The sequence below is a fragment of the Cupriavidus phytohabitans genome, assembly GCF_017815025.1.
In the GTDB taxonomy this organism is placed as follows: domain Bacteria; phylum Pseudomonadota; class Gammaproteobacteria; order Burkholderiales; family Burkholderiaceae; genus Cupriavidus.
In genome coordinates, this window is the sequence record NZ_JAGIQB010000024.1 from 1 (window position 1) to 23,280 (window position 23,280).

Annotated in this window: 20 protein-coding genes; 13 read left to right on the forward strand and 7 right to left on the reverse strand. The window is 68.6% G+C overall.

The window, feature by feature from the left end; genetic code table 11:
- Positions 1–256: 256 nt before the first annotated feature.
- The 3 genes from J8I34_RS17630 to J8I34_RS17640 all read right to left on the reverse strand — a co-directional run bounded on the left by J8I34_RS17630 (position 257) and on the right by J8I34_RS17640 (position 3,020).
- Positions 257–1,432 carry an acetyl-CoA C-acetyltransferase gene (locus J8I34_RS17630; protein ID WP_209806575.1) on the reverse strand — a complete coding sequence of 392 codons (1,176 nt, stop codon included), beginning with the start codon at positions 1,430–1,432 and terminating at the stop codon, positions 257–259.
- Between the two features lie 156 nt (positions 1,433–1,588).
- The gene (locus J8I34_RS17635; RefSeq protein ID WP_209775292.1) at positions 1,589–2,044 is read right to left on the reverse strand and encodes a PaaI family thioesterase; all 456 of its coding nucleotides are present in this window, start codon (positions 2,042–2,044) and stop codon (positions 1,589–1,591) included.
- A gap of 4 nt (positions 2,045–2,048) precedes the next feature.
- Positions 2,049–3,020 (reverse strand): NAD(P)H-dependent flavin oxidoreductase, encoded by a 972-nt coding sequence (locus J8I34_RS17640; RefSeq protein ID WP_209806577.1) that lies wholly within the window; start codon positions 3,018–3,020, stop codon positions 2,049–2,051.
- 199 nt (positions 3,021–3,219) lie between these two features.
- Between J8I34_RS17640 and J8I34_RS17645 the strand changes: the two genes are divergently transcribed.
- Together J8I34_RS17645 and J8I34_RS17650 are read left to right on the forward strand one after the other, a co-directional pair.
- A complete protein-coding gene (locus J8I34_RS17645) occupies positions 3,220–4,095 on the forward strand; it encodes a crotonase/enoyl-CoA hydratase family protein (protein ID WP_209775293.1) in 876 nt (291 codons plus the stop codon).
- Positions 4,096–4,146: 51 nt separating this feature from the next.
- Complete coding sequence (locus J8I34_RS17650; protein WP_209806578.1) at positions 4,147–4,818, forward strand: nitroreductase; 672 nt, start codon at positions 4,147–4,149, stop codon at positions 4,816–4,818.
- A 63-nt stretch (positions 4,819–4,881) separates the two neighbouring features.
- On the opposite strand, the gene J8I34_RS17655 is transcribed toward J8I34_RS17650, so the two are convergent.
- Positions 4,882–7,656, reverse strand: a complete 2,775-nt coding sequence (locus J8I34_RS17655) for a winged helix-turn-helix domain-containing protein (RefSeq protein ID WP_209806580.1) — start codon at positions 7,654–7,656, stop codon at positions 4,882–4,884.
- 255 nt (positions 7,657–7,911) lie between these two features.
- On the reverse strand, positions 7,912–9,459 hold the full coding sequence (locus J8I34_RS17660) for an AMP-binding protein (protein ID WP_209806582.1): 1,548 nt from the start codon (positions 9,457–9,459) through the stop codon (positions 7,912–7,914).
- Between the two features lie 269 nt (positions 9,460–9,728).
- Here J8I34_RS17660 and J8I34_RS17665 point away from each other — a divergent pair, with 269 nt between their 5' ends.
- Positions 9,729–10,874 carry an acyl-CoA dehydrogenase family protein gene (locus tag J8I34_RS17665; RefSeq protein WP_209806583.1) on the forward strand — a complete coding sequence of 382 codons (1,146 nt, stop codon included), beginning with the start codon at positions 9,729–9,731 and terminating at the stop codon, positions 10,872–10,874.
- Between the two features lie 39 nt (positions 10,875–10,913).
- Positions 10,914–12,149 carry an acyl-CoA dehydrogenase family protein gene (locus tag J8I34_RS17670; protein ID WP_209806586.1) on the forward strand — a complete coding sequence of 412 codons (1,236 nt, stop codon included), beginning with the start codon at positions 10,914–10,916 and terminating at the stop codon, positions 12,147–12,149.
- A gap of 36 nt (positions 12,150–12,185) precedes the next feature.
- Here J8I34_RS17670 and J8I34_RS17675 read toward each other — a convergent pair whose 3' ends face one another.
- Positions 12,186–12,749: a nuclear transport factor 2 family protein gene (locus J8I34_RS17675; RefSeq protein ID WP_209806588.1), complete on the reverse strand. Its 564-nt coding sequence runs from the start codon at positions 12,747–12,749 to the stop codon at positions 12,186–12,188.
- Positions 12,750–12,862: 113 nt separating this feature from the next.
- Here J8I34_RS17675 and J8I34_RS17680 point away from each other — a divergent pair, with 113 nt between their 5' ends.
- A complete protein-coding gene (locus J8I34_RS17680; RefSeq protein ID WP_029047235.1) occupies positions 12,863–13,405 on the forward strand; it encodes a MarR family winged helix-turn-helix transcriptional regulator in 543 nt (180 codons plus the stop codon).
- A 13-nt stretch (positions 13,406–13,418) separates the two neighbouring features.
- Here the strand turns inward: J8I34_RS17680 and J8I34_RS17685 are convergent, their stop codons facing one another.
- Positions 13,419–14,642, reverse strand: a complete 1,224-nt coding sequence (locus J8I34_RS17685; protein ID WP_209806589.1) for an IscS subfamily cysteine desulfurase — start codon at positions 14,640–14,642, stop codon at positions 13,419–13,421.
- A gap of 387 nt (positions 14,643–15,029) precedes the next feature.
- Between J8I34_RS17685 and J8I34_RS17690 the strand changes: the two genes are divergently transcribed.
- The 8 genes from J8I34_RS17690 (at position 15,030) to J8I34_RS17725 (ending at position 23,196) form a co-directional block, all read left to right on the forward strand.
- Complete coding sequence (locus J8I34_RS17690) at positions 15,030–15,569, forward strand: flavin reductase family protein (RefSeq protein WP_209806590.1); 540 nt, start codon at positions 15,030–15,032, stop codon at positions 15,567–15,569.
- A gap of 36 nt (positions 15,570–15,605) precedes the next feature.
- A complete protein-coding gene (locus J8I34_RS17695; protein WP_209806592.1) occupies positions 15,606–17,090 on the forward strand; it encodes a 4-hydroxyphenylacetate 3-hydroxylase family protein in 1,485 nt (494 codons plus the stop codon).
- 53 nt (positions 17,091–17,143) lie between these two features.
- Positions 17,144–17,524, forward strand: coding sequence for a cupin domain-containing protein (locus tag J8I34_RS17700; RefSeq protein WP_029047239.1), 381 nt, complete (start codon positions 17,144–17,146; stop codon positions 17,522–17,524).
- Positions 17,525–17,526: 2 nt separating this feature from the next.
- Entirely contained in the window at positions 17,527–18,879 is a 1,353-nt protein-coding gene (locus J8I34_RS17705) for an amidase (RefSeq protein WP_209806593.1), read from the forward strand.
- Positions 18,880–18,929: 50 nt separating this feature from the next.
- A complete protein-coding gene (locus tag J8I34_RS17710) occupies positions 18,930–20,156 on the forward strand; it encodes an ABC transporter substrate-binding protein (protein WP_209806595.1) in 1,227 nt (408 codons plus the stop codon).
- Positions 20,157–20,222: 66 nt separating this feature from the next.
- The gene (locus tag J8I34_RS17715; RefSeq protein ID WP_209806596.1) at positions 20,223–20,912 is read left to right on the forward strand and encodes a DUF2848 domain-containing protein; all 690 of its coding nucleotides are present in this window, start codon (positions 20,223–20,225) and stop codon (positions 20,910–20,912) included.
- 238 nt (positions 20,913–21,150) lie between these two features.
- Positions 21,151–22,287 carry an FAD-dependent monooxygenase gene (locus tag J8I34_RS17720; protein WP_209806598.1) on the forward strand — a complete coding sequence of 379 codons (1,137 nt, stop codon included), beginning with the start codon at positions 21,151–21,153 and terminating at the stop codon, positions 22,285–22,287.
- 66 nt (positions 22,288–22,353) lie between these two features.
- Positions 22,354–23,196 carry an IclR family transcriptional regulator gene (locus J8I34_RS17725; protein WP_209806599.1) on the forward strand — a complete coding sequence of 281 codons (843 nt, stop codon included), beginning with the start codon at positions 22,354–22,356 and terminating at the stop codon, positions 23,194–23,196.
- The last annotated feature ends 84 nt before the right edge of the window (positions 23,197–23,280 follow it).

Sequence of the window (23,280 nt, forward strand, 5' to 3'; positions counted from 1 at the left end):
CCGAACCGCCGTGTACGGACCCGTATGCACGGTGGTGTGGGAGGGGCCGGGCCGCGAGGTCCGCTCCTATCCCGATTGGCGTGGCACGCGGCCGCAATCGCTCCGGCAACTGGCGCGGGCACTGTGACATGCCCGCGCCGCCGGTCCTTCTCCCTTTACTACCCTTTACTGCCGCATTCCTGCTGCGTTCCTGCTGCGTTCCTGCTGCGTTCCTGCTGCGTTCCTGCCTTAGGCGCCCGGCGCAAGCGCCAACGCCTTACAGGCGTTCGACGATGGTAACGTTGGCCAGCCCGCCGCCTTCGCACATGGTCTGCAGCCCGTAGCGCTTGCCGTGCGTATGCAGCGCATGCACCAGCGTCGTCATCAGCTTTGCGCCCGAGCCGCCCAGCGGATGGCCCAGCGCGATTGCGCCGCCATGCACGTTGAGTCGCTCCGGATCGGCGCCGGTTGCCTGCAACCAGGCCAGGGGCACCGGTGCAAAGGCTTCGTTGACTTCAAACAGGTCGATGTCATTGATGCTCAGGCCGGCCTTCTTCAACGCGTGCATGGTGGCCGGCAGCGGCGCTTCGAGCATCACCACCGGATCGTGGCCGATCACGGTCATGTGGTGCACGCGCGCCAGCGGCTTGACGCCGAGCTTCTTCAGGCCAGCCTCGTTGACCACCAGAAGGCCGGCGGCGCCATCGCAGATCTGGCTGGAGGAGGCAGCGGTCACCCGGCCGCCGTCGGCGATCAGCTTGACCGAGCCGATGCTTTCCATCGATGCGTCATAGCGGATGCCTTCGTCGGAGGTATGTATCTCTCCGTTGGCGCCCTCGGCGATGCGCACCTCGACCGGGATAATCTCGGCGTTGAAGCGGCCCGCCTTGGTCGCTGCCGCGGCGCGCTGGTGGCTGAGCAGCGCGTAGGCATCGAGCTGTTCGCGCGACAGGTTGTACTTGCGCGCGATCATCTCGGCGCCGGTGAACTGGCTGAACTGCACGCCGGGGTAGCGCGCCTCGACACCCGCGCTCTTGGGCACGCCGAAGCCATTCTTGGCCGGCAACTGCGACGACAGGCCCATCGGCACGCGCGTCATGCTTTCCACGCCGGCCGCGATCACGATATCCATCGCGCCCGACATCACCGCCTGCGCGGCAAAGTGCAGCGCCTGCTGCGACGAGCCGCACTGGCGGTCCACCGACGTGCCCGGCACGCTTTCCGGCAGCCGCGAAGCGAGGATGGCGTTGCGCGCCACGTTGCCGGCCTGCTCGCCGACCTGGCTGACGCAGCCCATGATGACGTCTTCGACCAGCGCGGGATCGGCGCCGGTGCGCTCGACCAGCGCATCGAGCACCTGCGCGGCGAGGTCGGCCGGATGCCAGCCCGACAGCTTGCCGCCCTTGCGCCCGCCGGCGGTCCGTGCCGCGGCGACGATATATGCCTCTGCCATGTGATCTCCTTGTTCGGTGCCAGCCGTCCCGCGGCCGGCCTGTGCTAGATGCGGGTTGCCGGCGAGTGCCGGCACGCTTGGCCCGTATTGTTGTCCCGCGCCGTCCGGCCAGCGTCGTCGGAAGCGACGAAGTTAGCCGGCCGCCTCAGGGAGGTGTCAGCTGCGCGGGCCGAGCACCGCGAAGATCGCGGTGGCGCGCAGCAGGCAGCGCTCGCCGCTGACCAGCCGGCAGGTGCCGTAGCGCAGCCGCGAGCCGAGCTTGTCGAACTCCACGCGGGCCTCGACCCAGTCCCCCAGGCGCGCGGAGTCGAGGTAGTCCAGGCTCAGGTTGACGGTGACCGCGCTCTTCTCGCGTCCGGTCTCCAGCGACATCATCATGCCGATGGCGGTATCGGCCAGCGTCGCCAGCATGCCGCCGTGCGGAATGCCGAGGTTGTTGAGATGGCTCTCGTCGATGCGCACCGCCAGCGTGCGGCGTTCGCGGTTCAGGTAGAGCTGGCCGAAGTTGGCCATGTAGCCGCCCGGTTGCCGCAGCGGCACGAAGCCCTCCGGCACGGCACCGGTGCTGTCGGCCGCCTGCGGCATCGCCGCTTCGATTTCGGCTTCGGCCATGGCGTCAGGCGAAGTAGCGCGAGGCCGAGCCAAGGTACTCGCGGCATACGCGGACCATGCGCGCGAGCAGTTCCTCGCAGCTCGGCACGTCGTCGATCAGGCCCACGCACTGGCCTGCGCTGATGATGCCGCCATCGGTCTCGCCCGCCTTCAGCGCAGCCTTGCCGCGCACGCCGGCGACCAGGTGCTTGACGTCCTCGAACTGCGCGCCGCCGGGGCGGCGTTCGATGCTCACGACTTCGTCCGACACGGCGTTCTTCAGCACGCGCGCGGTGTTGTGCAGCGTGCGGAAGATCAGGTTGGTGTCGCGCTCGCTGGCCTGCACCAGCGCCTGCTTGACGTTGTCGTGGATCGGCGCTTCCTGGGTGGCGCAGAAGCGCGTGCCCATGTTCACGCCCTCGGCACCCAGCACCAGCGCCGCGGCCATGCCGCGGCCGTCGGCGATGCCGCCCGAGGCGATCACCGGCACCGACAGCTTGCGCGCCGCCAGCGGGATCAGCACCATGCCCGGGACATCGTCCTCGCCGGGGTGGCCGGCGCACTCGAAGCCGTCGATCGACACCGCGTCGACGCCCAGGCGCTCGGCCGACTGCGCATGGCGGATTGCCACGCACTTGTGGATCACCTTCAGGCCGGCGGCCTTGGCGCGCGCGATGTGATCCCTGGGGTTGTTGCCTGCAGTCTCCAGCACCTTGACGCCGCTCTCGATGATGACGTCGAGGTAGCGCGCGTACGGCGGCGGGTTGATCGAAGGCAGCAACGTCAGGTTCACGCCGAATGGCTTGTCGGTCATATCGCGGCAGCGGCGGATTTCCTCGCCCAGCGCCTCGGGGGTCGGCTGCGTCAGCGCGGTGAGGATGCCCAGCCCGCCGGCGTTGGAGACGGCCGACGCCATTTCCGCATAGCCGACCCATTGCATGCCGCCCTGAATGATGGGGTAGCGGATGCCAAGCAGTTCGGTGATTCGAGTCTTCATGATTGTCCTTGGTGCTGTCAGCTAGCGGCCTTTGCGGCGGTCGGGCCAGTCTACGGCGCGGGCCCGCGCCATGCTTCGTCGGAAGCGACGATTGCGGGCGGCGCATTCTGCACTAGTGTTGGCTGTCCCCGCGCTGTTCCGGGCTTTCGCCGCCCCCGGCCCGCAGCACCCCGCCCCTCTTTCCTCAGCAGGAGTCGCCATGACGCAAGCCACGCCTTCGTTCGAAACCCTGCGCTACGCCGTCGAAGACGGTGTCGCCACCATCACGCTGCATCGCCCGGACCAGCTCAACGCCTTCACCGCGCAGATGATGCAGGACCTGATCGGCGCCTTCGACGCCACCGATGCCGACGACAACGTCCGCGCGGTGATCGTCACCGGCGCGGGCCGCGCCTTCTGCGCCGGCGCCGACCTGTCCGGTGGCAGCTCGACCTTCGATTTCGAGAAGCGCTATGGCGCCAGCCCCGACACCGCGCACCGCGACGGCGGCGGCCGAGTGTCGCTGCGCATCTTCCGCAGCCTCAAGCCGGTGATTGCCGCGGTCAACGGCGCCGCCGTGGGCGTGGGCGTGACCATGCAGTTGCCGATGGATATCCGGCTGGCGTCGACCGACGCCAGGTTCGGCTTCGTGTTCGCGCGCCGCGGCATCACGCCGGAGGCAGCCTCGTCGTGGTTCCTGTCGCGCGTGGTCGGCGTTTCGACGGCGCTGGAATGGTGCTATACCGGCCGGGTCTTCTCGGCGCAAGAGGCGCATGAACGCGGGCTGGTGCGCTCGCTGCACGCGCCCGAAGACCTGCTGCCGGCGGCGCGGGCGATCGCGCGCGAAATCGCCGACAACGCCGCGCCGGTGTCGGTGGCGATCTCGCGCCAGCTGATCTGGCGCATGGCCGGCGCCAGCCACCCCATGGAGGCGCACAAGCTCGACAGCCGGGCGATCCAGTCGCGGGGGCGCTCGGCCGACGTCAAGGAAGGCGTCAGCGCCTTCCTTGAAAAGCGCCCGGCCGCATTCCCCGACACCGTCTCCAACGACCTGCCGGACTTCTTCGACTGGCGCGGCGAGCCGCCGTTCGCCTGAACAGCCTGAAGTGCTTGAGGCCAGCGCCCCAACGTTCCTATCGGAGTCAGCATGAAAGTCAGCCAAGCCGTCGCCAGCCGCAAGTCCGTCCGCGGCTTCCTGGACAAGCCCGTGCCCGCCGACACCATCCGCCGCGTGCTCGATGCCGCAGCGCGCGCGCCGTCGGGCGGCAACCTGCAGCCCTGGCACATCCACGTGATCGGCGGCGAGGCACTGGAGCGCCTGCGCGGCATCATGCGCGAGCGCATCGCGCACGCGCCCAAGGGCGAAGACCGCGAGTACCACGTCTACCCGCCCGAGCTGGTTGCGCCCTACCGCGACCGGCGCTTCGAGGTAGGCGAGGCGCTTTACCACTACCTCGGCATCCCGCGTGAAGACAAGGCGCGGCGGCTGGCGCAGTTCGCCAGCAACTTCACCTTCTTCGGTGCGCCGCTGGCGCTGTTCTGCACAGTGGACCGGCGCATGGGCCCGCCGCAGTGGTCGGACCTCGGCATGTACCTGCAGACCGTGATGCTGCTGCTGCGTGAGGAAGGGCTCGACAGCTGCGCGCAGGAATGCTGGGCGATGTATCCGGAGACCATCGGCGGCTTCCTGCAGTTGCCGGCCGAGCGCATGCTGTTCACCGGCATGGCGATCGGCTACGAGGATCCCGAGGCGCCGGCCAACCAGTTGCGCGCGGCGCGCGCGCCGCTGACGGAGTTTGCCGAGTTCATCGGCATCTGAGCCGGCATCCGGATCGGCATCCGGGCCCGGTCGCCGCGCGCAGCCACGCTCGCGGCGACCGGCTCAGAGCAGGCCCAGCTGCCGCGCGATCGCCACCGCCTGGGTGCGGTTGCTGGCGTGCAGCTTGGCGCTGATATTGCGCAGGTGCGTGCGCACCGTGGTCTCGGACACGAACAGGCGCTCGGCCATGGCGACGTTGGAGAAGCCTTCGGCCAGCAACTGCAGAACCTTCTGCTCCTTGGGCGTCAGCGGCTCCACCAGCGCCGGCGGCGCGGGACGGCCGCCCGTGCCGCCACGCGCTGCGCCGGCTTGCTGGCCGCATGCCTGCAGCAGCTTTTCCACGTAGGCGGATGGCAGGCTGGCGCCCTGGCGCGCGCAGGCATCGGCCGCCAGCCGGCGCACGTCGTCGCCTTCGTCGGCAAAGATCCGCACGAACCCCTCGGCCGCCCCGAAGCGCAACGCCTCGCCCATCACCACCAGCGCATGCGCACCGTCGCCGCTGCGCTGGCACGCTTGCGCCAGCAGGATGCGCAGCTTGAGCGCGCGGCGCATCAGCTGGTTGCTGGTGGCGGCCGCCAGTTCGCGCTCGATCGCGTCGCGCACCTGCGCACCGGGGCGGGCATGCACGTCCAGCCGCAGCCTGCCGACAAAGATGTCCTCGACGTCGCTGGCGAACGAGCTGACCCCCGGACGCGTGCGCCACAGCGCGGGGTCGGCGGCGCGCTCGATGGCCTCCCGCGCGGCGTGCACATTGCCCTGGCGCAGCGCCAGCCGCGCGCGCTCGAGCATCGCCGCCATCACCAGCCGGGTCAGGCCGCGGTGGTGGCCGAGCGCCTCCAGCTGCGCCAGCCATTCATGGGCCTGGTCGGTGTCGCCGCGATCGAAGGCGATGCGGGCCAGCACGGTGTGGGCGGTGATGATCTGGTCCGGCAGGCCAAGATCGCGCGACAGCGGCAGGTACACGTTGAGCAGCCGGCTGGCGCGTTCGGTATCGCCGCTCTCGTACAGCCCTTCGGCCAGCAGGATGCCTGCCATCGCGTTGCCATTGGTCGGGCCGAAGCGGTTCGGCAGCATCGTGCGCGCGGCAATGCGAAAGCGCGCGAGCGCCTGCTGCAGCCGCCCCTGGCGCAGGTCGATCAGGCCTTCGACCGATTCGGAGAAGATCTTGTTGAAGTTGCTGTCCGAGCCGCGCACGGCCTGGCGCGCGATCTGCAGCAGCCGGCGCGCCTCGGGGTAGTCGCCAATGACCGCGGCCAGCCGCGCCATCGACGTGCCCAGGATCGCGTCCGGGAAGGCGTAGCCCATCGGCAGCGGCGGCAGCTCGTCGCGGGCGAAGGCGCGCGCGTCGTCGAAGCGGTCCATCATGTTGAGCAGCACGTGGCGCAGGGCGCGGATATGCGCGAGCAGGTCGCCGGCCGCGCCTTCGGTCGGGATCGCCTGCAGCAGCGCGATCGCGTCGGCCGGGCCGCGCGTGAACGACACCGCCCACGCATGCGCGATCTGCAGCTTGGGCCAACGGGCCAGTTCTTGCGCCGGTACCGCCTCCAGCCAGCGCGTCAGCAGCCGCATGCGGCCCTGCCCCAGCAGGTCGTCGACGGCGCCGTCCAGCAATTCCAGCGCATGGCCCAGCGCACCGGCCGCGAGTGCGTGCTCGATGGCGGGCACCGGGCGGCCCTGCGCTTCATACCAGCGCGAGGCAGCCAGGTGCAATGGCGGCACGGCCGCCGGCATCGACTGCGCCAGCTGGCCGCGCAGAAAGCCGGAAAACAGGCTGTGATAGCGGTACCACTGCTCCGGCGCCGCGCCGGTGCCGCGCTCGCCGTAGCGTTCGCTCTCCAGCGGCAGCAGGAACAGGTTGGCACGCTCCAGCCAGGCCAGGATCTCGTCGCTGCTGCCGGCGCCGCCGGCTGAAGGCGGAGTGGCCTGGCAGACCGCGTCGCACAGCGGGCCGCAGAGCTGGTCGAGGATCGAGGTCCGCAACAGGAAGTCCCGCACCGCGTCGGGCAGGTGCAGGAAGACGTCTTCGACCAGGTAGTCGGCAATCGCCGCGTTGGAGCCGGAAAAGCCGGCGATGAAGCCCTCGGGCTGGCTGCGCCGCTCCATTGCCACCGAAGCCAGCCACAGTGCCGTGGCCCAGCCTTCGGTGCGCCGGTGCAGCGCACTGATCGCGGCTGGCTGCAATTTGAGCCCACGGGCGTGGCGCAGGAAGGATTCGGTCTCGCTGGCGCTGAAGCGCAATTGCGCGGGCTCGATCTCGAGCAGCTCGCCACGTGCGCGCAGCCGGCCCAGGCCGCTCTCCGGCACCCAGCGCGTGCCGATCACGACACGGCAGCCCGGCGGCAGGCTTTCGACCATCTGCCACACCAGGCCGCTGACGGCGGCGTTCTGGATCGATTCGAAATCGTCGAGGAACAGCGTGAAGGCGCCGCTGTGGCCGGCCAGCCGGTCGATCAGCGCCAGCGCCTGCTCGCCGGGGTCCTGCACCAGCCCCGAGCGGGGCGGCTGGGCCGCGGCCCCGAGCGCCTGCGCGATGGCGGCCTCGATCGAGCCCAGGAAGCGGGTGGCATCGTTGTCGGCGCGGTCAAGGGTGAGCCACGCGGTGCGCCCGCCGGCGGCTTCCAGGCGCGCACGGCACTGGAGCATGGCGGTGGTCTTGCCAAAGCCCGCGGGCGCGCGCACCAGCACGAGCTTGACGAAGTCGGCGGCGCACACGGCGTCGCAGATCGCCGTGCGCTCGACCTGGAACGGCGTCAGCAGCGGCGGGCGCAGCTTGGCCGACAGCGCAGCGGCGCCGGTGGCAGACGGCACGCGCCGCCCGGTCTCCTCGATACTTGCCATTGGCGATTTGTCGTCTTCCGCGCCGCACCGCCCTTGCGGCAATGCGAAGCGATGCGCGCGCCTGCGCAGCAGCGCGGGCGCGCGTGACTGTGATGGAACACGGAATTATGGCGTAAACGCGGGCGGCCGCGCGCCGCCGAGGGTTCCGGGTCTCTTCAGGCGGCCTTCCGGCTGGATTAAGGGGCGGCCCCGGCCCCCCCCCCACCGCCCCACCGCCCCGCTCGCCGGACGCCAGCCGGATGCCGGGGCTCGCCTTCACACCAGCTTGTTGCCGTGGCCTGCCCAATAACGGTCGCGCAGCAGCCGCTTGAGCAGCTTGCCGGTCGGCAGGCGCGGCAGTTCGGACTCGAAATCGACCGAGCGCGGGCATTTGATAGTGGAAAGGTTGGCGCGGCAGAATGCGATCAGCTCGGCCGCCAGCTCCGGACCAGCCTGCGCCATGTCGGCCGGCTGCACCACGGCCTTGACCTCCTCGCCGAAATCCTCGTTGGGCACGCCGATCACCGCCACGTCCAGCACCTTGGGGTGCGTCATCAGCAGGTTCTCGGCCTCCTGCGGATAGATGTTGACCCCGCCGGAGATGATCATGTTGGCCTTGCGGTCGGTCAGGAACAGGTACCCGTCGGCATCGGCATAGCCGACATCGCCGATGGTGCTCCAGTCCGGATGCTGCGGATGGCGCGATTCCGCCGTCTTGGCCGGGTCATTGTGGTATTCGAAGGGCCGGCCTTCGGCAAAATAGATCGTGCCCGGCTCGCCCGGCGGCTGCAGTTCGCCGTCGGGGCCGCAGATGCGCAGCTTGCCGACCATGGCCCGGCCCACGGTGCCCTTGCGCTGCAGCCATTCCTGCGTGCTGACCACGGTCACGCCATTGCCCTCGGTGCCGGCGTAGTATTCCCAGATCACCGGTCCCCACCACGCGATCATCGCCTCCTTGACCTGCACCGGGCACGGCGCCGCGGCATGGATCGCCACGCGCAGCGACGACACATCATAGGCCTCGCGCTGCGCCTGGGGCAGCTTGAGCATGCGCGAGAACATCGTCGGCACCAGCTGCGTATGGGTGATGCGGTGCTGCTGCACCAGCTGCAGGTACTGCTCCGCGTCGAAATGCTCCATCACCACCGTGGTACCGCCCAGCGCCTGCACCGCCATGTTGTAGCGCAGCGGCGCGGCATGATACAGCGGCGCCGGCGACAGGTAGCGGCTCTCGGCATCGAAGCCATAGAGCCGCTGGCACAGGCTGGTCAGCGTGGTGGGATCCTCGATGCGCGGGCTGGCCGGCGGCGCATACACGCCCTTGGGCCGGCCCGTGGTGCCCGAGGAATAGAGCATATCGCCGCCGGTCACTTCTTCGGCGATGCGCGTGGTGGGGCAGCGTGCCAACGCCGGTTCATAAGCATCGTAGCCGGGCACCGTGCCGTCGAGCATCAGCCGGCGCTTCAGCGCCGGCGTCTGCGCCACCAGCAAGGCCGCGATCTCCGCCAGCGCGTGCGTGGTCACCAGCACCTGCGCGGCGCTGTCATTGACGATATAGGCGGCGTCGGCCGCGTTCAGCTTTGTGCTCAGGCAGATATAGATGATTCCGCTGCGTTGCGCGCCCCAGCACAGCTCGAACAGGCGCGGATGGTTCTCCAGCATGAAGGCCACGCGGTCGCCCGGGCGCAGGCCCAGCGCGCGGAACAGGTGTGCCACCTGGTTCGAATGCTCGTCCAGCTCGCGGTAAGTGACGACTGCGCCGCTGCTGCCCATGATGACGGCCGGCTTTTCTGGCGTGCGCTGCGCGTGGATGGACGGATGCATGGCGTTGGGCTCCTTCGACAGCGGTTCGCTGGATTGGGATGGGTGATCCCGCATTCTGTGAACGACCCGCCGGTTCAACCATCGTCGGAAGCGACGAAGCGCGGCGTCGGCATTTTGATGCGGTGCCGCATGAAACGACGCGTGCGGGGCCCCGTGCAGCCCCTGCGCACCTTCGTCGAATGCGACGATGCGCTGCCCGGCGGCGTGCCCGGATCATGCTGTCGCGGGCTATCGCAAGCACGCCATCCCCCATTCCCGAAGGAGCCGAGGTGGATTTCAAGTTCAGCGAAGAACAATCGATGCTGCGCGACACGCTCGCGCGTTACCTGGCCGACCACTACGATTTTGAAGCGCGCCGCGCCGCGGTCCAGTCCGCGGCGGGCTGGCGGCCCGATTGCTGGCGTGCGTTCGCGCGCGACCTCGGTATCCTGGGCGCGGGCTTCAGCGAGGCGCTCGGCGGGCTGGGCGGCGGCGCTGCCGAGCACATGATCGTGATGGAGCAGTTCGGCCGCCACCTGGTGCTCGAGCCGTATCTTGGCACCGTGGTGCTGGCCGGCGGCGCGCTGGCGCAAGGCAGCCCGGAACTGGCGGCGCAGTGGCTGCCCGCCATCATCGGCGGCGAGGCCACCGCCGCCTGGGCGCATGCCGAGCCCGCCAGCCGTTATTGCCGGCACGACGTGCAGGCCAGCGCCACGCGCGCTGGCAACGGCTACAGGCTGAGCGGGCACAAGCACGTAGCGGTGGGGGCGCCGTTCGCCTCGCACCTGGTGGTCAGCGCCCGCACCGCGGGAGCGCGCCGCGACCGCGAGGGCATCAGCCTGTTCTGGATCGCACGCGACACGCCCGGCGTGACACTGCGCGAATATCCCACCTTCGACGGCATGCGCGCGGCCGAGGTGCTGCTCGACAACGTGCAGGTAGCCGCCAGCCAGCGCATCGGCGCCGAAGGCGAGGCCTTCGCGCTGATCGAGCGGCTGTGCGACCACGCCATGGTTGCGCTGGCCGCCGAAGCCAACGGCGCGATGGCGCGCATGCTGGCCGACACCATCGACTACGCGCGCCAGCGCAAGCAGTTCGGCGTGCCGATCGGCACGTTCCAGGTGCTGCAGCACCGCATGGCCGACATGTATATGCAGCTGGAGCAATCCGTGGCACTGACACAGGTCGCGGCGATGCAGGCCGGCGGTGCACCGGCAGCTTTCGCGCAGGCGGCGTGCGCGGCCAAGGTCCAGGCCGGCCAGGCCGGTGCCTTCATCGGCCAGGGCGCGGTGCAGATCCACGGCGGCATGGGCGTCACGGAGGAACTGGCGGTGGGCCACTACTTCAAGCGCGTCACGGCGATCGACCTGCAGTTCGGCTCGGCCGAGCACCACCTGCGCCGCTACGCCGACCTGCTCTATCCCGTCGCGGCCTGAACCGCCAATCCCTGACGACTACCCCAGCGAGGCCCGCCGATGCATCTCGATTTCTCCCCGCAAGACCGGCAGTTCCGTGAAGACGTGCGCGCCTGGATCGCCCAGGCCTATGACGACGAATTGCGTGCGATGATGGCGCAGTCCAAGAACGGCTATCTCGACAAGAGCGGCCAGGTGCGCTGGCAGAAGGCGCTGCATGCGCGCGGCTGGGCCGCGCCCAACTGGCCGCAGGAATATGGCGGCCCGGGCTGGACGCCGGCGCAGCGCTTTATCCTCCAGTCGGAGCTGGCCGCGGCCGGCTGCCCGCCGGTGTCGCCGATGGGGCTGAAGATGGTGGCGCCGGTGATCATGAAGTACGGCACGCCCGCGCAGAAGGCACGCTTCCTGCCGCCGATCCTGGCTTCGGACGTGTGGTGGTGCCAGGGCTACTCCGAGCCCAATTCCGGCTCCGACCTCGCGTCATTGCAGCTGCGCGCCGATCCCGGTACCGACAGCGACGGCGAGCACTACATCCTGAACGGTTCCAAGATCTGGACCACGCATGCGCAGTGGGCCGACTGGATGTTCTGCCTGGTGCGCACCAGCCGCGAGTCGAAGCGGCAGGAAGGCATCTCGTTCCTGCTGCTCGACATGCATACGCCCGGCATCACGGTGTCGCCGCTGCCGACGCTGGACGGCCCCCCGGCCGGGCAGCAGGAAGTGAACCAGGTCTTCTTCGAGAACGTGCGCGTGCCGGCGGAAAACCGCATCGGCGAGGAGGGCAAGGGCTGGACCTATGCCAAGTACCTGCTGGAGTTCGAGCGTGGCGGGACCTACAGCCCGACGCTGCGCAAGCAGCTGGCCAAGGTTGCGCAGATCGCTGCGGAGCAGGCCGCCGACGATGGCCGGCAGCTGCTCGACGACCCCGCCTTCCGGCGCAAGCTGGCCGCGCTGCACGTGCGCGCCGCCGCGCTGGAGGCGGTCGAGCTGCGCGTGTTCTCGGGCGTGGAATCGGGCACGTCGATCGGGGCGGCGTCCAGCATGCTGAAGCTCACCGGCACGGAGACGTTGCAGGCGGTCAGCGAGCTGGCGGTCGAGGCCGCCGGTCCCGCCGCGCTGCCGTTCGTGCAGGACACCTGGGCCGCGATCCAGGGCCGCGAGGCCGCGCCGCGCGTCGGACCGGACTATGCTGCCGTGCTGGCGCCGCGCTATTTCAACTACCGCAAGGCGTCGATCTACGGCGGGTCGAACGAGATCCAGCGCAATATCATCGCCAAGCTGGTGCTGGGGCTTTGACGGCGCATGCCGGCAGGTTCGCCCTGCCGGCAGCCCTTAGACAAATTCTTTCATGAACGCCAGCCTGGCATCAGCCGATGCCTGGGCTTGAACCGCCACCTGCAGCGTCTGCGACGGCAGCCACGGGTACGGCAGCGCAGCCTGCAAGGCAGCCAGCATGGCCGCGCCGGCATCCGGCACCACGTCCATCCGCGCGATATGGATGTGCAGGCTGCCGATGCGGAACGTCCCATCCGGCTGCCGGGCAAAGCCCCAGCGGTAGACGCCCTTCCCCGCGCGCAAGGTGTGCGCCGCCGTCTCGCGCATCAGTACCAGCCACGGGACCGTCAGTGTGGTTCCATCCGCCGCCGGCGACAGGTCGCCAACGTAGTAGGTCCGGCAGCGGTCGAAGGTCTTGGCGAAGTCAGTCACCAGCGTCGCCGCGATCGCCGCGGCGCCTTCCGTCTGTGCCGGAAAGCTGATGGTGTCCGTATCGATGGAGAAGGTCAGCGTGGCATCCGTTGCGAATGCCTCGTGGATCAGCGCGGGACGGTTGTTGTCCTTGGCCTCGACATAGCGGGCCAGCAGCGCCTGGGCTTCGGGTAGGGGGATCGGATTCATGGAGTCAGCGCGTTGGCGCAAAAGGAGAGGCCGGACAGCACGGCAGGCCGTCCGGCGAGTTTGGTAGAATTTGGCACAAAGCTTGCGTTACAAGCTAATCGAACAATCCGCCGATGGCTACGACTCCTGCAAACAAGACCCTGACCATCACGCATCCGGCTTGCCTGATCGATGGCTCGGACCGCGAATTCCGGCACCTCGTCAATGGCCTGCTGCCGTTTGCGGCGCGGCTGCTGTCGGTGCGGGACGGCTTTGGCAACCTGGTCGGGCTGACCGGCGTGCAATATTCGCTGATCCGCTCGATCGCCCACCTGTCGCAGCAGGGCGAGGTGACGGTGAACCAGCTGGCCGACCACCTGCACCTGAGCGGGCCGTTCATCACCATCGAGACCGGAAAGCTGAAGAAGCTCGGCCTGATCGACAAGAAGGCGCATCCCGACGACAAGCGCAAGATGCGCCTGACCATCACCACGGCGGGCAGCAAGCTGCTCAATGAACTGCTGCCGGTGCAGCAGCAGATCAACGACGTGCTGTTCGACGGCGTCACCCGCACCGAATTCAAGGTGCTGTGCTCGGTGGTCGACCGCCTCGTCGCCAACGGCGACCGTGCCGCGCTCGACCTGGAGCACCTGCAGGCGCGCCGCCTGAAAGGCTAGCGGCACGCCGCCGTCAATGCGCGGCCCATTGCACCGTGCCGACATCGATGCCCTCCTGATGCATCTCCCACAAAGGGCTGAGTTCGCGCAGTTTTGACACCGTCGCACTGACCTGCCGGATGACTTCATCGACTTCCGTCTCGGTGGTGTAGCGGCCCAGCGTAAAGCGGATCGAGCTGTGCGCGAGTTCGTCGCTGCGGCCCAGCGCGCGCAGCACGAACGACGGCTCCAGCGATGCCGAGGTGCAGGCCGATCCCGAAGACACCGCCACGTCCTTGATGCCCATGATCAGCGACTCGCCCTCGACATAGTTGAAGCTGATGTTCAGGTTGTGCGGGATGCGGTGTTCGAGGCTGCCGTTGACGTAGACCTCGTCCAGCCGCGACAGGCCCGCAAGCAGCCGGTCGCGCAGCGCCCCGACACGGCCCCCCTCCTCTTCCAGTTCCAGCCGCGCCAGCCGGAAGGCTTCGCCCATGCCCACGATCTGGTGCGTCGGCAGCGTGCCGGAACGCATGCCGCGCTCGTGGCCGCCGCCATGGATCTGCGCCTCCAGCCGGATGCGCGGCTTGCGGCGCACGTACAGGGCGCCGATGCCCTTGGGCCCGTAGACCTTGTGCGCGGTCACGGTCAGCAGGTCGATCTTCAGCGCCGCCAGGTCAATCGGGATCTTGCCCGCGGCCTGCACCGCATCACAGTGGAACACGATGCCCGCCGCGCGACAGATCTCGCCGATCCGCGCAACCGGCTGGATCACGCCGATCTCGTTGTTGACCATCATCACCGACACCAGGATGGTGTCCGGCCGCACCGCCGCGCGCAGGACATCGAGGTCGATCAGGCCGTCGGGTCCCACATCGAGATACGTCACCTCGAAGCCCTGGCGCTCCAGTTCGCGGCAGGTATCGAGCACGGCCTTGTGCTCGGTCTTGACCGTGATGATGTGATTGCCCTTGCCGCGATAGAAGTGCGCCGCGCCCTTGATCGCGAGGTTGTTCCCCTCGGTGGCGCCGGAGGTCCAGACGATCTCGCGCGGGTCGGCATTGAGCAGCGCCGCGACGTGCGCACGCGCCGTTTCCACGGCCGCTTCCGCCTGCCAGCCGTAGCTGTGGCTGCGCGACGCCGGGTTGCCGAACTGCTGGTGCAGGAACGGCACCATCTTGTCGACGACGCGGAGGTCCACCGGCGTCGTCGCGCTGTAGTCCATGTAGATGGGGAGGTTGTCTTGCTGGTTTTGCATGGGGCGCATTCCTGGCTGCGGAGGGAGTACGACCGGGGGGAAAGCGAACCCGCGCAAACCCGCTGGTCAGGGAAAGTGCGGCCGAGTCTAGCACCGGGCAGCGCGCCGACGCGCAGGCGCCATGCTGGCAATAGGGTTGCTTCGTGCTGTCGAACGGGCCTGCGCAACGCCCGCCTCGTTTCCCACGTCTCCCGCAAACCGTTGTACCACAAGGCTTTCCGGCATTCACGCAACGACGCTGCGAACCTGAGAAACCTGCTTCCTAGGGTTTCCACCAACTTGAATACCGCAATTTGTTAGCATTCAATAAAACCTAACTTACAAAGTTAACTACCAAAACAAACTGCGGCAGCCGGATCGGTTGCCCAAACATGCGTAGGAGTCGTGATGGCTGAGTCATCTGTCGATCGGGGCGTCGTACTGGACGCCGACGCGCAGCGCCGTTTCCGCAACGCGCTGGCCATGTTCGCAACGGGCGTCGCCGTGATCACGGCGCCGCGTGCCGGCGAGGTCCCGGTCGGCATCACGGTGGCGTCGTTCAACTCGGTATCGCTGGATCCGCCGCTGGTGCTGTTCTCGGTCGATCGCCGCTGCCTGAGCCTGGACGACCTGCGCAGCGCGCCGCGCTATGCGGTCAACGTGCTGGCCGAGGCGCAACAGGATATCTCGAACCGCTTCGCCCGTGCGAACTCCGGCAAGTGGGAGGGCATCGACTTCGGCGGCCAGGGCAACCGCGGCGACAGCCACGTGCTGCTGCCGGACACGCTGGCGACGTTCGAGTGCGAGCCCTTCGCGATGCATGACGGCGGCGACCACGTGATCTTCATCGGGCGGGTGGTTCGTCACCAGGCCCGCCACGACGGCCGGCCGCTGATCTTCTTTGGCGGCAAGTACCGGGCGCTGGAAGACAGCCCTGCCGCCGCCTGAATCCAACAACACAAGCAGTCAGCACAGGAGAACGACATGATCAAGACCGGCACCCAGCACATCGCCATGCTGCGCGATGGGCGCGAAGTGTACCTGGATGGCAAGCGCGTCACCGACGTCACGGTGCACCCCGCCTTCCGCAACTCGATCCGCAGCTACGCCAATCTGTACGACTTCCAGGCGCGTCCCGAGAACGCCGACAGGATGACGTTCCGGCCGGAAGGCAGCGACCGGCGCGTCAGCCGCATCTGGCAGCTGCCCGGCAGCTACAACGAACTGGTCGAGCGCCGCGAGATGCTGGAAGCCTGGACCGCGCTGCACTACGGCTTCATGGGCCGCTCGCCCGACCATGTCGCGTCGTGCATCTCCGGCATGTACATGGGCATCGACGTGCTCGAGCAGGCCGATCCGGCGCGCGCCGGCGCGTTGCGCGACTACTACCGCTACGCCCGCGACAACGACCTGTTCCTCACCTATGTGATCGTCAACCCGCAGGCCAACCAGGCCAAGGCGGCGCATGAGCAGGAAGACAAGTACCTGGCGGTGGGCATCGTCGACCAGGACGCGGAAGGCATCACGGTGCGCGGCGCCAAGATGCTCGCCACCAGCGGCATTATGGCCAACGAGGTCTTCTGCAGCTGCATCCAGCCGCTGCGCGAGGGCGACGAGATGTATGCGCTGTCCTTCGCGGTGCCCATGAACAGCAAGGGCCTGAAGGTGATGTCGCGCAAGTCGTACGAAGCCAGCGCCACCTCGGTCTTCGACAATCCGCTGGCCAGCCGCTTCGACGAGAACGATGCGGTGCTCTACTTCGACGACGTCAAGGTGCCCTGGGACCGGATCTTCGTCGCGGGCGACGTCGCCATGTGCGCGAAGCAATTCCATGCCACGCCGGCGCACGTCTACCAGAACTACCAGTGCCAGGTGCGGCTGATGGTCAAGCTGCGCTTCCTGGTCGGCCTGGCGCATCGCATCACCGAGATCAACGGCACCGCGGGCTTCCCGCAGGTCAAGGAACTGCTGGGCCAGCTCGCCGCCGAGGCGGGCATGGTCGAGGCCTGGGTCTACGGCATGGAAGCCAAGGGCCAGGTCAACCAGAACGGCTATTTCATCCCCGACCGCGGCATGCTGTACGGCTCGCAGGTGGTGACGCAGCAGCTCTACGCCAAGGTGCTGAACACGCTGCGCGAGCTGGCCGGCGGCGGCATGATCATGCTGCCCTCCAGCATCGAGGATTTCGCCAACCCCACGCTGGCCGACATCATCGCCAGGACGCAGAAGTCGCCGGTCTGCAGCCCGGAGGAGCGCGTCAAGTTCTTCAAGCTCGCGTGGGACGCAGTCGGCTCCGAGTTTGCCTCGCGGCACAACCAGTACGAGATGTTCTACGCCGGCGCGAGCTTCGTCACCAAGGGCCACGCCTACCGCACCTACGACTGGAAACGCGCGTCGGGCCTGGTCGACAACATGCTCGGTAGCTATTCCCTGCAAGACGAACTGGCCCGTCTGCCGCAGGCCGCCTGAGCGCAGCGAGACCCGCCCCGCTCCCCATCATTGCCTCGATAACGGAGATCAGCATGGCAATCAACAAACTTCACGACGAGTTCCATACCCTGGACCTCTCCTCCGGCTGGGAAGTGCCGGAAGGCTATCCCGCCGGCATCCAGCAGAAGATCCTGTCCGGCGCGCTGGATGAAAGCGGCCGCCGCGGCAGCCGGACCCGCCTGCTGCGCTTCGATGCGGGCATCTTCACCAAGGCGCCGTTCGTCCACGAGTACTGGGAGGAGGTGTACCTGCTCAGCGGCGACCTGACGGTCGGCAACGATGCGAACGGCAACGGCGGCGAAGCCTTCGAGCCCAACACGTACGCCTGCCGGCCGCCCGGCGCCTTCCACGGTCCGTTCCGCTCCGACGGCGGCTGCATGCTGCTGGAAATCCACTACTACGACCCGGCTTGATCATGGAAGCCACCCTAGCCGCCGCAAAGCGCCAGCTCGCCGACGGCAGCGCCAATGCGCTGTCCCTGCTGGCCTCGTGTGTCGAACGCATCTGCAATCCGGGCGGCGAAGGCGCGCGCGTCTTCCCGCACGGCGTCAGCATGGCCGCGCGCAAGCAGGCGCAAGCCAGCGACATGCTGCGCGAACAGGGCGTGGCCGGCGCCCTGGCCGGGGTGCCGGTGTCTGTGAAGGACCTGTTCGACGTGCAGGGCGATGTCACCCGCGCCGGCGCAAAGGTGCTGCCCGAGCGCGCCGCCAGCGCCGATGCCCCGGCCATTGCGCGGCTGCGCGCCGCGGGCGCCGTCTCCGTCGGCCGGACCAACATGACCGAGTTCGCCTATTCCGGCGTCGGCATCAACCCACACTACGGCACGCCGCGCAACCCGTTCGACCGGCAGGCCGGGCGCATTCCGGGCGGCTCGTCGTCCGGCGCGGCGGTCTCGGTGAGCGACGGCATGGCGCTCGCCGCGATCGGTTCGGACACCGGCGGCTCGTGCCGCATCCCGGCGGCGCTGTGCGGCATCGTCGGCTTCAAGCCCACCGCGAGCCGGGTGCCGCTTCAGGGCGCCGTGCCGCTGTCGCCCAGCTACGATTCGGTCGGCTGCCTCGCCAATACCGTCGCGTGCTGCGCCGCGGTCGACGCGGTGATGGCCGGCGAAGTGCCGCCCGCGGCGCCGGCCAGCCTCGCCGGCCTGCGCCTGGCCGTGCCCGGCGGAATGGTGCTGGACGGGATCGACTATGTGGTCGCGCAGGCGTTCAGCGATGCCCTGCGCCGGCTTTCCGCCGCCGGCGCGCTGCTGCAGGACGTGGACTTCGACAGCTGGGGCCAGCTCGGCGAACTCGGTCACGGCGGCGGGCTGGTGGCCGCCGAGGCCAGCGCCTGGCACGGCAAGCTGATGGCGGCATACGCGGACCGCTACGACCCGCGCGTGCTGTCGCGCATCCGGCTGGCCGACGGGCAGCTCGCGGCCGACTACCTGCGCATGCGCGAGCGCCGTGCCGCGCTGTGCCGGCAGGCAGATGCCGAACTGGCGGGCTTCGACGCCGTGGTGCTGCCGACCGTGCCGATCGTGGCGCCGCTCATTGCCGACCTCGCCGACCTCGATAACGACGACGCCTTCTTCGCCACCAATCGCCTGCTGCTGCGCAATCCGGCCATCGCCAACATGCTCGACCTGTGCGCGCTGTCGGTTCCCTGCCACCGCCCCGGCGAAGCGCCGGTGGGATTGATGCTGTTCAGCCGGCACGGCGCCGACCGCAGGCTGCTGGCGATCGGTATGAGCGTGGAAACGGCGCTACGGCAGGCGCACAGGTAACCGCGACCAGAGCAGTACTCACTATTCCTAGAAAGACCCAAGGAGACAACATGCCTGATATCCGTATCGGCGCGACCGCGCTCGCCTGTGCCACCCTCATCTCGGGAACCGCCGTGGCGGCCGACCCTGTCCCTATCAGCGACGGCGTCGTCAAGATCGGCGTGCTCACCGACATGTCGTCCATCTTTTCCGACATCGGCGGCAAGGGCTCGGTGATCGCCGCGCAGATGGCTGTCGACGACTTCGGCGGCAAGGTGCTCGGCGCGCCCGTGCAGGTGGTCAGCGCCGACCACCAGAACAAGACCGACGTGGCCGCCACGCTGGCGCGAGGGTGGTTCGACAACCAGAAGGTCGATGTCATCCAGGATGCGCTGCCGTCGTCGGTGGCGCTGGCCGTGTCCAACCTGGGCAAGCTCAAGCACAAGATCGTCATCGCCAGCGGCGCCGGCACCACGCGGCTCAGCAACGAGGACTGCTCTCCCTACACCATCCAGTACTCTTACGACACCTACGCCTTCGCCGCCAACACGGTCAAGGCGCTGACCCGCCGCGGCGACAACAGCTGGTACTTCCTGACCGTCGACTACGCCCTGGGCGCCTCGCTGGAGAAGGACGGCACCGCGGCGCTGTCGAGCGTCGGCGGCACGCTCAAGGGCAAGGCGAAGCATCCGATCAACTCCCCCGACCTGTCATCGTACCTGCTGCAGGGGCAGGCCTCCGGCGCCCGCGTGATCGGGCTCGCAAATGCCGGCGCCGATACCGTCAACGCGATCAAGACCGCGGCGGACTTCGGCATCAACGGCAGCGGCAAGCAGCGGCTGGCGGGCCTGCACATGTTTATCAGCGACATCCACAGCCTCGGGCTGCAAGCCGCGCAGGGCATGACGCTGACGACTTCGTTCTACTGGGACCGCGACGACGCCACGCGCGCATGGTCGCAGCGCTTCTTCGCCAAGACCGGCAAGATGCCGACGCTGGTCCATGCCGGCGTGTATTCGTCGACCATGCACTACCTGAAGGCGATCCAAACCGCGCGCACCGACGACAGCGACGCGGTGCTCGCCAAAATGCGCGCCACGCCGGTCAACGACTTCTTCGCGACCAACGGCACCATTCGCGCCGACGGCCTGATGGTGCACGACATGTACCTGGTCGAGGTCAAGCGGCCGCAGGAATCGAAGCGTCCGTGGGACTACTACAAGATCAAGAGCGTGATCCCGGCCAGCGAAGCATTCCGCCCGCTCAGCGCCAGCGCCTGCCCGCTGGTCAGGAAGTAGGCCTGCCCCACCATGCGGCCGGCGCTGACGCCGGCCGCCCCTTCCCCGCACAGAGAGCCCCCGAACATGAAGACCCTTACCTTCAATATCGACAGCCGCCAGGGCAAGTCGCAACGCGCCGTCGCCATCCGCCAGCTGGTGGTGGCGGGATGGACCGGCCGCGACGTCGAGGCCATGGAAGCCCATATCCGCGAACTGGAAGAGCTTGGCGTGAAGCGGCCGCCCTACACGCCAGTGTTCTACCGCGTTGCCGCCGAACGGCTGGGCGCCGCGCCGGAGATCCAGGTCAGCGGCGAGGCCAGCAGCGGCGAAGCGGAATTCCTGCTCGTCAACGACGGCGGCGAGATCCTGGTGGGCATCGCCTCGGACCACACCGACCGCGAGGCGGAGACCTACGGCATCACCGTGTCCAAGCAGATGTGCGAGAAGCCCTGCGCGCAGACGCTGTGGAAGCTGGCTGAGGTGGAGGGCCACTGGGACCAGCTCGTGCTGCGCTCGTACGCCACCATCGACGGCGAGCGCGTGCTGTACCAGCAAGGCGCGGTGACGGCGATGCGCTCGCCGGCCGACCTGCTCGACCGCTTTGCCGGGCACGGCGGCAGCTTCGGCGAGGGCTCGGCGATGCTGTGCGGCACGCTGCCGGCCATCGGCGGCATCCGCCCGGCGCAGCGTTTCGAGATAGAGCTGGAAGACCCGGTGCTGGGCCGCACGCTGCGCCACGCGTATGCGATCGCGACGCTGCCGGTGGAGGGTTGAGCATGGCGCGCCATCCGTTCCGCCGCGGCAAGGTGGCGGCCAACGACAGGGAGCCACGGCCATGCCGCAGGCCTTCGGACGACCGGAATAGCTCCCCACTACGCGTTAACCCTTGGTTGACGCCTGATCCCTCGCACGCATAGACTTTTTATGAACATATCGTTCATTTATGAACATAACAAGTCAGCGCGCGCCCCACCGTTCCGGAACGCCTCGCTGGCGTTACCGGAACGGCAACATGACTTTGAAGATCGGCATCAACGGCGCCGGCATTGGCGGACTGGCCGCGGCCATCGCGCTGCGCAAGCTCGGCCTCGACGCAGTGGTTTATGAGCAGGCGCCGCGTTTTGCCCGCGTCGGCGCGGACATCAACCTGACACCCAACGCGGTGCGCGCGCTGGGTGGCCTGGGCGTCGGCGACGCGCTGCGCGAGACCGCGGCACGGCCTTCGCACCGGATCAGCCGCACATGGGATACCGGCGCGGAAACCTCGCGCCTGCCGATGCAGGAAGACGCCGAGCGCCGCTACGGCGCCCCGCAGCTCACCATGCATCGCGCCGACCTGATGACCGCGCTCGAGGCCGCGGTGCCCGCCACGAACGTGCGCCTGGGTCACAAGGCCGTGGCCATCGCGCCGGACGCTGGCGGCGCCACGCTGCGCTTTGCCAATGGCACGGAGGAGCGCGTCGACGTGCTGGTCGGCGCCGACGGCATCCATTCCACGGTGCGCACCGCGCTGCTCGGCCAGGAAAGCCCGATCTTTACCGGCGTGGTGGCGTACCGCGCCGTGGTGCCCGCCGAAAAGCTGGCCGGCGTGCCAAACCTTGGCGCCTTCACCAAGTGGTGGGGTCCGGATGCCGCCACGCAGATCGTCACCTTCCCGCTCAACCGCGGCCGCGACATCTTTACCTTTGCCACCGTGGCGCAGGAAACATGGCGGCACGAGTCGTGGACCACGCCGGGCCGCGTGGAGGAATTGCGCAGCGCTTATGCCGGCTTCCATCCGGAGGCGCGCGCGCTGCTCGATGCCTGCGACGAGGTGCTGATTTCCGCGCTGTACGTGCGCGACCCGCTGCCGCAATGGTCGCGCGGGCCGGTCACGCTGCTGGGCGATGCCTGCCATCCGATGATGCCGTTCATGGCGCAGGGCGCCGGCATGGCGATCGAGGATGGCGTGGTGCTGGCGCGCTGCCTGGCTGATGCGGCGAAGGATGGCGCTGCCGCCGTGCCCGCGGCGCTGGCCCGCTACCAGTCCGCGCGCCACGAGCGCACCAGCCGCATCCAGATCGGCTCGCGCAGCAATGCTTGGCTCAAGGAAGGCGGCAATGCCGACTGGGTGTACGATTACGACGCCTGGAACGTGGCGCTGGGCTAGCGCCCCGCTTCGTTCCCCCGGCACGGCCGCCTGCGCGGCCGTTTTCATTGCCAGCCCCATCCGAAGATGCCCAAGTCCCGCCCGCCGACCGAAACCGACCCCGACGACAGCGCCGAAACCGAAGACGCCCGCGAAGCCCAGCTGGTCTCGCCGGTGATCCGCGGCCTGCGCCTGCTGCGCTATATCGCCGAAGGCGGCTCAACAGCCAACCTGAGCGAGGTCGGTCGCCGCATCGACGTGAACCGCGTCACCGTGATGCGGCTGCTGGACACGCTTGAGCATGAAGGCATGGTCGAACGCCTGCCGCATGGCGGCCACCAGGTCGGCTTCAATTTCCTCAAGCTCGCGTCGCGCGTGCTGGCATCGAACGACCTGACCAGCCTGGCCGCGCGCGTGCTGGCAAGGCTGAGCGGTTCGCTGCAGCTGTCCGCATACCTGGTGGTGCGCGACGGCGGCCATGCGCTCTACCTGCTGCGCCACATGCCGGCGGCCACGCTGGTCAGCAATATCCAGGTCGGCAGCCGCGTACCGGCGCATCTGACCACGCCTGGCCGCATGCTGATTGCCGGCCTGCCGCCGGAAACACTGAGGGAGTTGCTGGGCCCGGACCCGCTGCCGACCGTGACCGGCCAGAGCCCGGCTACCCATGCACGCCTGGCAGATATCCTTGCCGCCGACCGCGAGCGCGACTGCGCCTGGAGTTTTTCGGCCTACGAACCCGGGATCGATTCGTGCGCGGCACCGGTGCGCGGCGCCGATGGCGAAGTCGTCGCCGCCCTGAGCGTGGCGGGGCCGCAGCAGCGTTTCGAGCACGACGGCACGCTGCGAGAACACGTGGAGAAGGAAGTCAGGGCGGCGGCGCGCGACCTGTCGGCGCTGCTGGGTTACCGCCCTGAGCGCCAGCGCTGAGTGCCAACGGCTCGCGCCGAGCGCCAACGTTTGCCGCCGTCCGCCCCCGCTGTCTGCCCCCGCTGTCTGCCCCCGCTGTCTCCT

Coding starts and splice junctions, on each gene's coding strand:
- J8I34_RS17630 (WP_209806575.1), bottom strand. CDS start 1,432: ATGGCAGAGGCATATATCGTCGCCGCGGCACGGACCGCCGGCGGGCGC.
- J8I34_RS17635 (WP_209775292.1), bottom strand. CDS start 2,044: ATGGCCGAAGCCGAAATCGAAGCGGCGATGCCGCAGGCGGCCGACAGC.
- J8I34_RS17640 (WP_209806577.1), bottom strand. CDS start 3,020: ATGAAGACTCGAATCACCGAACTGCTTGGCATCCGCTACCCCATCATT.
- J8I34_RS17645 (WP_209775293.1), top strand. CDS start 3,220: ATGACGCAAGCCACGCCTTCGTTCGAAACCCTGCGCTACGCCGTCGAA.
- J8I34_RS17650 (WP_209806578.1), top strand. CDS start 4,147: ATGAAAGTCAGCCAAGCCGTCGCCAGCCGCAAGTCCGTCCGCGGCTTC.
- J8I34_RS17655 (WP_209806580.1), bottom strand. CDS start 7,656: ATGGCAAGTATCGAGGAGACCGGGCGGCGCGTGCCGTCTGCCACCGGC.
- J8I34_RS17660 (WP_209806582.1), bottom strand. CDS start 9,459: ATGCATCCGTCCATCCACGCGCAGCGCACGCCAGAAAAGCCGGCCGTC.
- J8I34_RS17670 (WP_209806586.1), top strand. CDS start 10,914: ATGCATCTCGATTTCTCCCCGCAAGACCGGCAGTTCCGTGAAGACGTG.
- J8I34_RS17675 (WP_209806588.1), bottom strand. CDS start 12,749: ATGAATCCGATCCCCCTACCCGAAGCCCAGGCGCTGCTGGCCCGCTAT.
- J8I34_RS17680 (WP_029047235.1), top strand. CDS start 12,863: ATGGCTACGACTCCTGCAAACAAGACCCTGACCATCACGCATCCGGCT.
- J8I34_RS17685 (WP_209806589.1), bottom strand. CDS start 14,642: ATGCAAAACCAGCAAGACAACCTCCCCATCTACATGGACTACAGCGCG.
- J8I34_RS17690 (WP_209806590.1), top strand. CDS start 15,030: ATGGCTGAGTCATCTGTCGATCGGGGCGTCGTACTGGACGCCGACGCG.
- J8I34_RS17695 (WP_209806592.1), top strand. CDS start 15,606: ATGATCAAGACCGGCACCCAGCACATCGCCATGCTGCGCGATGGGCGC.
- J8I34_RS17700 (WP_029047239.1), top strand. CDS start 17,144: ATGGCAATCAACAAACTTCACGACGAGTTCCATACCCTGGACCTCTCC.
- J8I34_RS17705 (WP_209806593.1), top strand. CDS start 17,527: ATGGAAGCCACCCTAGCCGCCGCAAAGCGCCAGCTCGCCGACGGCAGC.
- J8I34_RS17710 (WP_209806595.1), top strand. CDS start 18,930: ATGCCTGATATCCGTATCGGCGCGACCGCGCTCGCCTGTGCCACCCTC.
- J8I34_RS17715 (WP_209806596.1), top strand. CDS start 20,223: ATGAAGACCCTTACCTTCAATATCGACAGCCGCCAGGGCAAGTCGCAA.
- J8I34_RS17720 (WP_209806598.1), top strand. CDS start 21,151: ATGACTTTGAAGATCGGCATCAACGGCGCCGGCATTGGCGGACTGGCC.
- J8I34_RS17725 (WP_209806599.1), top strand. CDS start 22,354: ATGCCCAAGTCCCGCCCGCCGACCGAAACCGACCCCGACGACAGCGCC.